The sequence below is a fragment of the Streptomyces swartbergensis genome (assembly GCF_002148965.1).
Lineage (GTDB): Bacteria > Actinomycetota > Actinomycetes > Streptomycetales > Streptomycetaceae > Streptomyces > Streptomyces swartbergensis.
Map to the genome: position 1 here is coordinate 1 of NZ_NGFN01000311.1, position 10163 is coordinate 10163.

Genomic DNA, 10163 nt, shown 5'->3' on the forward strand with positions numbered 1-10163 from the left:
CACCCACCAGGAGCACCCGGAAGCCTCACACCAGGAGCACCCCGACCGCCCGGCGTCCGGCGCTGGCGGCGAGCCCGGCGGCAGCAGTTCGTCGGAGAGCGACGCGCACGGGGACCGCCTTGCGTCCGATGCCGTACCGGCCCCCACCCACGGCGAGCACGGCGGCAGCCGTCCGTCGGAGAGCGACGCGCACGGGGACCGCCCTGCGTCCGATGCCTTGCGCAAGGAGCGCGCTGGCGGCGAGCCCGGCGGCAGCAGTTCGTCGGAGAGCGACGCGCACGGGGACCGCCCTGCGTCCGATGCCGTACCCAAGGCCCCCACCCACGGCGAGCCCGGCGACAGTCGTCCGCCGGAGGGCGACGCGCACCCCGACCGTGCCTACGCCGCCGGCCCGCACACAGCCTCTGCCGCGGGCGAGCCCGATGCGAACAGCCGGCACACCACCCCCGGCCCCGGTGCCCGTCACCTCGCGCACTCGGCGGACGGCAAGGGCCCCGCGCCCCAGCGCCCCCCGGAGCCGCGAGGCGGACTGCTGATGGGGCGGCCGTTCGGCGTGCCCGTCTACRTCGCGCCCAGCTGGTTCCTCGTCGCCGCGCTGATCACCTGGGTGTTCGGCGGGCAACTGGAGCGCGTGCTGCCCGAGCTCGGCGCCGCCCGCTACCTGGTCTCCCTGTTCTTCGCCGTCGCCTTCTACGCGTCCGTGCTGGTGCACGAGCTGGCGCACACGGTCGCCGCCCTCCGCTTCAAGCTCCCGGTCCGCCGTATCCAGCTCCAGTTCTTCGGCGGCGTCTCCGAGATCGAGAAGGAGGCCGAGACCCCCGGACGGGAGTTCGTGCTCGCCGTCGTCGGGCCGCTGCTCTCCCTCGTCCTGGCCGGTGTCTTCTACGCCGCCGTGCAGACCGTGGAACCCGGGACCGTCCCGGGCGTCCTGCTGGCCGGCCTGATGATCTCCAACCTCATCGTGGCCGCGTTCAACCTCCTGCCCGGCCTGCCCCTGGACGGCGGCCGCATGCTCCGCGCGGTCGTCTGGAAGATCACCGGCAAGCCGATGACCGGCACCGTCGCCGCCGCCTGGGTCGGCCGCGCCCTCGCCGTCTCCGTCCTGATCGGCCTGCCCCTGCTGACGCAGTCCGGCGCCCTTGGCACCGAGGCCGTGGACAACGTCGGCATGGACACCGTCCTGGACGCTCTGCTCGCCGCCATCCTCGCCGCGATCATCTGGACCGGCGCAGGCAACAGCCTGCGCATGGCCCGCCTGCGCGAGCACCTCCCCGAACTGCGCGCCCGTGCGCTCACCCGCCGTGCCGTCCCGGTCGAGACCGACACCCCGCTCTCCGAGGCCCTGCGCCGCGCCAACGCCGCCGGCGCCCGCGCCCTGGTCGTCGTCGACGCCCACGGCAACCCCGTCTCCCTCGTCCGCGAGGCCGCCATCGTCGGCGTCCCCGAACACCGCCGCCCGTGGGTCGCGGTCAGCGGCCTCGCCCAGGATCTGACCGACGGCATGCGCGTCTCGGCGGAACTGTCCGGCGAGGAGCTCCTGGACGCCCTGCGCGCCACCCCGGCGACCGAGTACCTGGTGGTCGAGGAGACCGGCGAGATCTACGGCGTCCTGTCCGCGGCCGATGTGGAGCGCGCCTTCGTGAAGGCCATGGCCCGTCCCTCCTAGTGACCGGACCGTGGTCGGAGGCCCCCTCAGGTGCCGGTAGGCTGGTCACATGTCCGAACCGACCGGTGCCGCCCGCAGGCGCGGGCCCTTCAAGGTCGGGGACCAGGTACAGCTGACCGACCCCAAGGGCCGCCACTACACGTTCACGCTCGAGGCCGGGAAGAACTTCCACACCCACAAGGGTTCCTTCCCGCACGACGAACTGATCGGCGCTCCCGAGGGCAGCGTTGTCCGCACCACAGGAAACGTCGCCTACCTCGCGCTGCGCCCCCTGCTCCCCGACTACGTCCTGTCCATGCCCCGCGGCGCCGCCGTGGTCTACCCCAAGGACGCGGGGCAGATCCTGGCCTTCGCCGACATCTTCCCCGGCGCGCGCGTCGTGGAGGCAGGCGTCGGCTCCGGCTCGCTCAGCAGCTTCCTGCTGCGCGCCATCGGCGACCAGGGCATGCTGCACAGCTACGAGCGCCGCGCGGACTTCGCCGAGATCGCCCAGGCGAACGTGGAGCGCTACTTCGGGGGCCCGCACCCCGCCTGGCAGCTCACCGTCGGTGACCTCCAGGACAACCTGTCCGACGCCGACGTCGACCGCGTCATCCTCGACATGCTCGCCCCCTGGGAGTGCCTGGAGGCCGTCTCCAAGGCGCTGGTCCCCGGTGGCATCCTGTGCTGCTACGTGGCGACCACCACCCAGCTCGCCCGGACCGTCGAGTCCATCCGCGAGATCGGCTGCTTCAACGAGCCGACCTCCTGGGAGACGATGATCCGCAACTGGCACATCGAGGGCCTGGCCGTCCGCCCGGACCACCGGATGATCGGCCACACCGGCTTCCTGCTCACCGCCCGCCGCCTCGCCGACGGTGTCGAGCCGCCCATGCGCCGCCGCCGCCCCGCCAAGGGCGCCTACGGCGAGGACTACGCCGGCCCCAACGCCGACGGCGGCACCGGCCGCTGAACGGCCCGCCGCCCCGCACAACGCACAGGCGCCGCGGCGGAGTTCCCGGACCCGGTCCGAACTCCGCCACGGCGCCGCACTGTTGCCCCGGGGCCCGCGGCGGGTGAACCAGCGCGCGTCTCCCTTGACCTGAAACAGGCCCCTCACGGCCCGCCCGTTCGACGTGACACGGGCCGGCAGCGGCCCCGCGCCGGAACGTGCTTGCTGACACAGCGGCAGGGACCGTAACCCTTCTGACTTCCCCGGCACGGGACGTGCACACCCCGCCGTTCCCTCGCCGTGTGACGTGTGGCACCATGCTGGCCACCCCACCACCGGCACAGCCCTCAGGAGACACTCCTAGTGCAGCCTTCCGCCGTCCCGGAGCTCGCTCACACCCACACCCGCCCCATCCACTGGCTCGCCACCGCGACGGCCGTCGCGGGCGTCGTGGCCCTCTCCTCGGTCCTCCAGCCCGGCGCGGCGACCGCTGCTCAGCCGTCCGCCCCCGAGACCAGAAGCGCGCCGGCGAACGCGGCTGCGCCCGACCCGGCCGCGGTGGAGTTCCCCATCGAGTGCGGACCGGTGAAGGCCGTGGTGAAGAAGAAGGCCTCCGGTGACCTCGACGGCGACGGACATCCCGAGACGGTGGCCGTGGTCCACTGCGACTCCCCGATGGGCACCCCGCCGGACGGCGTGTACGTCCTCACTCGGGGCGACGGCGGCGCACCGCGCGTGGTGGCGACCCTGCTCGACCCCGAGGACGGCACCACCGTCAGCGACTTCGCCGTACGTGACGGCGCCGTCACGGCCGCGCTCCTCGGCTATTCGTCGCCCGATGTGCCGCGTTGCTGCCCCGATGTGCACAGCGACGTGAAATGGCGTTGGCGGAACGGCGCGTTCGTGCGCTCGGCACCGGCCGGTGCCCGCAGCGTGTGAGGCCCGTGCGCCTCATGTGTGAGATATCAGACAGTAGTAACCGAACGTAGAGAAGTGGTCACTCTGCGTCTGGTCCGTACACTTCAGCCCTGTCCGAAACTCGACGTACGTGGATGCACTCGCCCGGACACTCCTTCGCCGAGTCGACCACGTCCGTGAGAAGCGGCAGCGGAACGGGCGTTGTCGCGCCCTTGTCCTGGAGCAACTGGTCGTCGGCGCCCTTCACATAGGCCAGACCGTCGATGTCCAGCTCGAACACCTCGGGCGCGTACTGGGCGCAGATGCCGTCACCGGTACACAGGTCCTGGTCGATCCAGACCTCCAGCGCCTCGCCCTCGACCCCGGCCTCCTGCTGCACGCTCATGTCTCCTGCCGTTTCATACGTCGAGCCGGGTCGGGAATCCGGCCAGCTCTGACGGGTGTTGAACGCTTCGACCCTACCTCCGGCTGGGTTCCCATCATGTTCGCTGGGTATCCCCCTGGCGTGAGGGAGAGCGCAAGGGTGAAGATCGGACACACCTCGACCGTCTTTGTGATCTAGGGGTTTCAATCGACACCCGCCCAGGTAGGGTCTGGAAGCGTCCAGCTCCCCTTGGAGGAGGTGAGGACCGTGGCAGCCCACGACGACGACATGAACCGCGGCATCCGCCCGGGACGCGGGTCCGACGACCCGGCCGGGCAGATCGCCTACCTTGAGCAGGAGATCGCCGTCCTGCGACGTAAGCTCGCCGACTCTCCGCGACACACGAGGATTCTCGAAGAGCGGATCGTCGAGCTGCAGACCAATCTGGCCGGCGTGTCCGCACAGAACGAGCGACTCGCCAACACGCTCCGTGAGGCGCGTGACCAGATCGTGGCCCTCAAGGAGGAAGTCGACCGGCTCGCACAGCCGCCGGCCGGCTTCGGTGTCTTCCTGACGGCGAACGAGGACGGCACCGCCGACATCTTCACCGGCGGTCGCAAGCTCAGGGTGAACGTAAGCCCCAGCGTCGAGCTCGACGAGCTCCGGCGCGGCCAGGAAGTGATGCTCAACGAAGCGCTCAACGTGGTCGAGGCCATGGAGTTCGAGCGCGTCGGTGAAATCGTCACTCTCAAGGAGATCCTCGAGGACGGTGAGCGGGCCCTGGTGCTCGGGCACACCGACGAGGAGCGGGTGGTGCGGCTCGCCGAGCCGCTGATGGACGTCACCATCCGCGCCGGCGACGCCCTCCTGCTCGAACCCCGCTCCGGCTACGTCTACGAGGTCGTGCCGAAGAGCGAGGTCGAGGAGCTCGTCCTCGAAGAAGTCCCCGACATCGGCTACGAGCAGATCGGTGGTCTCGGCGGCCAGATCGAGGCCATCCGCGACGCGGTCGAGCTCCCGTACCTCTACCCGGACCTGTTCAAGGAGCACGAACTGCGGCCGCCGAAGGGTGTCCTGCTGTACGGGCCCCCTGGATGCGGTAAGACCCTGATCGCCAAGGCCGTGGCGAACTCGCTGGCCAAGAAGGTCGCCGAGGTGACCGGCCAGGCCGCCGGCAAGAGCTTCTTCCTCAACATCAAGGGCCCCGAGCTCCTGAACAAGTACGTCGGTGAGACGGAGCGGCAGATCCGCCTCGTCTTCCAGCGGGCCCGTGAGAAGGCCAGCGAGGGCACACCCGTCATCGTCTTCTTCGACGAGATGGAGTCCCTCTTCCGCACCCGTGGCTCCGGTGTCAGCTCGGACGTGGAGAACACCATCGTCCCGCAGCTGCTCGCCGAGATCGACGGCGTGGAGGGCCTGCAGAACGTGGTCGTGATCGGCGCCTCCAACCGCGAGGACATGATCGACCCGGCCATCCTGCGCCCCGGCCGCCTGGACGTGAAGATCAAGATCGAGCGTCCCGATGCCGAGGCCGCGAAGGACATCTTCGGCAAGTACCTCACCGAGCGCCTCCCGCTGCACGCGGACGACCTCGGCGAGCACGGCGGCAGCAAGGCCACCACCGTCCAGAGCATGATCCAGACGGCTGTGGAACACATGTACGCCGAATCCGAGGAAAACCGCTTCCTGGAAGTCACCTACGCCAACGGCGACAAGGAAGTCCTCTACTTCAAGGACTTCAACTCCGGCGCCATGATCGAGAACATCGTGGGCCGCGCCAAGAAGATGGCGATCAAGGACTTCCTCGAGAAGAACCAGAAGGGTCTGCGCGTCTCCCACCTCCTCCAGGCCTGTGTGGACGAGTTCAAGGAGAACGAGGACCTGCCGAACACCACCAACCCGGACGACTGGGCCAGGATCTCCGGAAAGAAGGGCGAGCGGATCGTGTACATCCGTACGCTCATCACCGGAAAGCAGGGCGCGGACACCGGACGCTCCATCGACACGGTGGCGAACACCGGTCAGTACCTGTAAAAGGCAGGGCGGCTGCGGGTGCCCTCGACGGGTATCCGCAGCCGACTGCTTTTCAGGCCACGGCTGGAGCAACGCAATGACGCAAATGATCTCCCCACCAGCGCAAAGGCGTTCTAGGCTCTTGCGTACCGCCAAGTCGCGCAGTGCGGGGACGGGCACCGCACACGCAACCGAGCGCCAGCGGTATCTGAGTGTCGCCCACGACCGAGGGCGCCGCCGGGCAAGGAGGGCCGCATGACCGTACGGCGAGTAATGGGCATCGAGACGGAGTACGGAATCTCCGTCCCCGGCCACCCCAACGCCAATGCCATGCTCACCTCGTCCCAGATCGTGAACGCCTACGCGGCGGCGATGCACCGGGCCCGCCGGGCCCGCTGGGACTTCGAGGAGGAGAACCCGCTGCGGGACGCCCGAGGCTTCGACCTCGCCCGCGAGGCCGCCGACTCCAGCCAGCTCACCGACGAGGACATCGGCCTGGCCAACGTGATCCTCACCAACGGCGCACGGCTCTACGTCGACCACGCACACCCCGAGTACAGCTCTCCCGAGGTCACCAACCCGCGGGACGCCGTCCTCTGGGACAAGGCCGGCGAGCGGATCATGGCGGAGGCCGCGGAACGGGCCGCCCAGCTGCCCGGTGCCCAGCCGATCCACCTGTACAAGAACAACACCGACAACAAGGGCGCGTCCTACGGCACGCACGAGAACTACCTGATGAAGCGGGAGACCCCCTTCTCGGACATCGTGCGCCACCTCACGCCGTTCTTCGTCTCCCGCCAGGTCTTCACCGGCGCGGGCCGCGTCGGCATCGGCCAGGACGGGCACGAGCACGGCTTCCAGCTCAGCCAGCGAGCCGACTACTTCGAGGTCGAGGTCGGCCTCGAGACGACGCTCAAGCGCCCGATCATCAACACCCGCGACGAGCCGCACGCCGACGCCGAGAAGTACCGCCGTCTGCACGTGATCATCGGCGACGCGAACCTGTCCGAGATCTCGACGTACCTCAAGCTGGGGACGACCTCCCTGGTCCTGTCGATGATCGAGGACGGCTTCATCGCCGTCGACCTGGCCGTCGACCAGCCCGTCCGCACCCTCCACCAGGTCTCGCACGACCCGTCCCTGAAGCGCCTGATCACGCTGCGCAGCGGCCGTACGCTCACGGCGGTCCAGCTTCAGATGGAGTACTACGAGCTCGCGCGCAAGTACGTGGAGGAGCGGTTCGGGGCCGACGCCGACGACCAGACCAAGGACGTCCTGTCCCGCTGGGAGGACACCCTCACCCGCCTGGAGCACGACCCGATGAGCCTGGCCGGTGAGCTGGACTGGGTCGCCAAGCGGGAGCTCATGGAGGGCTACCGGCGCCGGGACGACCTCGACTGGGACGCGGCGCGGCTGCACCTGGTCGACCTCCAGTACGCCGACGTACGGCCCGAGAAGGGCCTGTACAACCGTCTGGTGGCCCGCGGGCGCATGAAGCGGCTGCTGGACGAGGCGGACGTCGAGCGGGCCCGTACGGCGCCGCCGGAGGACACCCGCGCGTACTTCCGCGGCCGCTGCCTGGAGCAGTACGCGGACGACGTGGCGGCGGCCTCCTGGGACTCGGTGATCTTCGACCTGCCGGGCCGGGACTCCCTCCAGCGGGTTCCAACCCTGGAACCGCTTCGCGGAACGCGTAATCACGTCAAGGAGCTCCTGGACCGCTGCCGCACGGCGGAAGACCTGGTCAGGGTCCTTTCGGGCGGGTGAGCGCGTTCAGCGGGTACTCGGGTGGGGCCCGCCGGACAGGGTGGAAAATCCCAGGTCCGGGAATCATCGAGGTGGTCCCCGTACGTTGGAGCAACTGCGGGGCCATTGTCAGACCCGGCGAGTAGGGTCTGATCTTGACCGAGCAACTGTGTCGGGCGAACCGAGCGGGGTGAGGGATATGGCTACCAAGGACACCGGCGGCGGACAGCAGAAGGCCACCCGGTCCACCGAGGAGGTCGAGGAGCAGGCGGCAGAGGCGCAGGCTTCCGAGGACCTCAAGGAGCGACAGGAGAAGCTGAGCGACGACGTGGACTCGGTTCTGGACGAGATCGACGACGTCCTCGAGGAGAACGCCGAGGACTTCGTACGGTCCTTCGTTCAAAAGGGTGGCCAGTAAGGCGCCTGAGCCTTCATCCCGAAGGTGAACGGGGTGCGTGGTGACGGACGAGCCGAGCGCGGAGCGCTGCGCGCGGGGCAGAGCATGACGTGATGCCCTCGCGTGCGGCGCTCCGGGCGTCGGTGGCCTCCGGGGCCCGTTGGCCTGCCTGTATGCGGGCGGCGGGCAAGTGCGGCGTCGCTCCGGCGGAGTTGGTCCCGCCGGGCATGTGGATCACCGCCGAAGGACGGGTAGGGTCCGAGGCATACCGTGCCCTCGGTCGCAACCGGACCGGGGTTGTTCCAAGGACCGGCCCGACGTCACAGAGCGGGCTGTCGCATACGTGGAAGGAATCGCGTGGAACCCAACACTCGTAGCACCGGGCGTCTGCCAGCTGCCTTCCTGACGCCAGGGTCTGCCTCCTTCATGGACTTCCTGTCCGATCACCAGCCCGAACTGCTGCCGGGCAACAAGAAGTTGCCACCGGTGCAGGGCGCGATCGAGGCGCCGCACGGCACGACGATCGTGGCCGTGACGTTCCCCGGCGGCGTCGTCCTCGCCGGTGACCGGCGGGCCACCATGGGTAACGTCATCGCGCAGCGGGACATCGAGAAGGTCTTCCCGGCCGACGAGTACTCGGCCGTGGGCATCGCCGGTACGGCGGGTCTGGCCGTGGAGATGGTGAAGCTGTTCCAGCTGGAGCTGGAGCACTTCGAGAAGGTCGAGGGCGCGCAGCTCTCGCTGGAGGGCAAGGCGAACCGGCTGTCGACGATGATCCGGTCCAACCTCGGCATGGCCATGCAGGGCCTGGCCGTCGTGCCGCTGTTCGCCGGGTACGACATGGACCGGGAGAAGGGGCGGATCTTCTCCTACGACGTCACGGGCGGGCGCTCCGAGGAAAAGGGGTACGCGGCCACGGGTTCCGGTTCGATCTTCGCTCGCGGCGCGATGAAGAAGCTCTTCCGGGAGGACCTGAGCGAGGCCGAGGCCACGACGCTCGTGGTCCAGGCGCTCTACGACGCGGCAGACGACGACTCGGCGACCGGTGGTCCCGATGTCGCCCGCCGGATCTATCCCATCGTCACCGTGATCACCGAGGACGGTTTCCGCCGGCTCTCCGAGAACGAGTCGTCCGAGATCGCGCGCTCGGTCCTGGAGCGGCGTCTTGAGCAGCCCGACGGTCCGCGGGCCGCGTTGCTGTGAGCGGCGGGCTGTCTTCATGAGCGTGGTCCAGTGAACCGACGGAATCTTCAAGAGAGGGACGGATAACCGGTGTCGACGCCGTTCTATGTCTCACCCCAGCAGCAGATGGCCGACCGGGCGGAGTACGCCCGGAAGGGCATCGCCCGTGGTCGCAGCCTGGTCGTGCTGCAGTACGCCGACGGCATCGTGTTCGTCGGTGAGAACCCGTCCCGCGCGCTGCACAAGTTCAGCGAGATCTATGACCGGATCGGCTTCGCGGCCGCCGGCAAGTACAACGAGTACGAGAACCTGCGGATCGGTGGTGTCCGGTACGCCGACCTGCGGGGTTACACCTACGACCGGGGCGATGTGACGGCCCGGGGCCTGGCGAACGTGTACGCGCAGACGCTGGGCACGATCTTCTCGAGTGTCGGGGAGAAGCCGTACGAGGTGGAGCTGGTCGTCGCCGAGGTCGGGGAGACGACCGAGCAGGACCAGATCTACCGGCTGCCGCATGACGGCTCCATCGTGGACGAGCACGGCGCGGTCGCGGTGGGTGGCAACGCGGAGCAGATCAGCAGCTACCTGGACCAGCGCCACCGGGACGGCATGACGCTGGCCGAGGCGCTGAAGCTGGCGGTGCAGTCCCTGTCCCGTGACACCAACGGCAGCGAGCGGGAGATTCCCGCGGAGCGGCTGGAAGTGGCGGTGCTGGACCGTACGCGGCCGCAGAAGCGCAAGTTCAAGCGGATCACCGGGCGCCAGCTGAGCCGGCTGCTGGAGGCGGACGGGGCGACCACGGCATCGGAGGCCGAGGCGGATGCGAATGCCGAAGCCGAGGCGGAGGCGTCCGGGGACAGCGAGTAATCGTCCACTTCGTCCACTGCCGCGCGGGTGCCTCCGGCGGTGGGGCGGGGGGCCTGCGGCGGCCTGTGCGGCTTCGGTG

Annotated in this window: 10 protein-coding genes; 9 read left to right on the plus strand and 1 reads right to left on the minus strand. The window is 69.3% G+C overall.

Annotation, left to right across the window (positions count from 1 at the left end):
- The 3 genes from CA983_RS34135 to CA983_RS34145 form a co-directional block, all read left to right on the plus strand.
- Positions 1 to 1666: site-2 protease family protein (locus tag CA983_RS34135; protein ID WP_244207213.1), on the plus strand; the 1666-nt coding region annotated here is incomplete at its 5' end.
- Positions 1667 to 1715: 49 nt separating this feature from the next.
- Complete coding sequence (locus CA983_RS34140; protein WP_020274881.1) at positions 1716 to 2618, plus strand: tRNA (adenine-N1)-methyltransferase; 903 nt, start codon at positions 1716 to 1718, stop codon at positions 2616 to 2618.
- 342 nt (positions 2619 to 2960) lie between these two features.
- Entirely contained in the window at positions 2961 to 3536 is a 576-nt protein-coding gene (locus CA983_RS34145) for a hypothetical protein (RefSeq protein ID WP_086604650.1), read from the plus strand.
- A gap of 58 nt (positions 3537 to 3594) precedes the next feature.
- Here CA983_RS34145 and CA983_RS34150 read toward each other — a convergent pair whose 3' ends face one another.
- Positions 3595 to 3900: a ferredoxin gene (locus tag CA983_RS34150; protein ID WP_086604651.1), complete on the minus strand. Its 306-nt coding sequence runs from the start codon at positions 3898 to 3900 to the stop codon at positions 3595 to 3597.
- A 246-nt stretch (positions 3901 to 4146) separates the two neighbouring features.
- On the opposite strand from CA983_RS34150, the gene arc reads away from it, so the two are divergent.
- From arc to prcA, 6 genes are all read left to right on the plus strand, one after another.
- Positions 4147 to 5913, plus strand: a complete 1767-nt coding sequence (gene arc / locus CA983_RS34160) for a proteasome ATPase (RefSeq protein ID WP_086604652.1) — start codon at positions 4147 to 4149, stop codon at positions 5911 to 5913.
- 234 nt (positions 5914 to 6147) lie between these two features.
- Complete coding sequence (dop, locus tag CA983_RS34165; RefSeq protein WP_341866715.1) at positions 6148 to 7659, plus strand: depupylase/deamidase Dop; 1512 nt, start codon at positions 6148 to 6150, stop codon at positions 7657 to 7659.
- Between the two features lie 178 nt (positions 7660 to 7837).
- The gene (locus CA983_RS34170; RefSeq protein ID WP_030244016.1) at positions 7838 to 8056 is read left to right on the plus strand and encodes a ubiquitin-like protein Pup; all 219 of its coding nucleotides are present in this window, start codon (positions 7838 to 7840) and stop codon (positions 8054 to 8056) included.
- Between the two features lie 169 nt (positions 8057 to 8225).
- Positions 8226 to 8441, plus strand: a complete 216-nt coding sequence (locus tag CA983_RS49290; protein WP_341866716.1) for an endonuclease domain-containing protein — start codon at positions 8226 to 8228, stop codon at positions 8439 to 8441.
- A complete protein-coding gene (gene prcB / locus CA983_RS34175) occupies positions 8393 to 9238 on the plus strand; it encodes a proteasome subunit beta (RefSeq protein WP_086604654.1) in 846 nt (281 codons plus the stop codon). Before CA983_RS49290 ends, prcB begins: the two co-directional genes overlap by 49 nt.
- Before the next feature lie 69 nt (positions 9239 to 9307).
- The gene (prcA, locus tag CA983_RS34180; RefSeq protein WP_086604655.1) at positions 9308 to 10084 is read left to right on the plus strand and encodes a proteasome subunit alpha; all 777 of its coding nucleotides are present in this window, start codon (positions 9308 to 9310) and stop codon (positions 10082 to 10084) included.
- Positions 10085 to 10163: the final 79 nt, after the last annotated feature.

What these genes read in the sequence shown, in the direction of transcription:
- CA983_RS34170 (WP_030244016.1), top strand. Translation starts at nt 7,838, where the DNA reads ATGGCTACCAAGGACACCGGCGGCGGACAGCAGAAGGCCACCCGGTCC.
- dop (WP_341866715.1), top strand. Translation starts at nt 6,148, where the DNA reads ATGACCGTACGGCGAGTAATGGGCATCGAGACGGAGTACGGAATCTCC.
- CA983_RS34140 (WP_020274881.1), top strand. Translation starts at nt 1,716, where the DNA reads ATGTCCGAACCGACCGGTGCCGCCCGCAGGCGCGGGCCCTTCAAGGTC.
- CA983_RS34150 (WP_086604651.1), bottom strand. Translation starts at nt 3,900, where the DNA reads ATGAGCGTGCAGCAGGAGGCCGGGGTCGAGGGCGAGGCGCTGGAGGTC.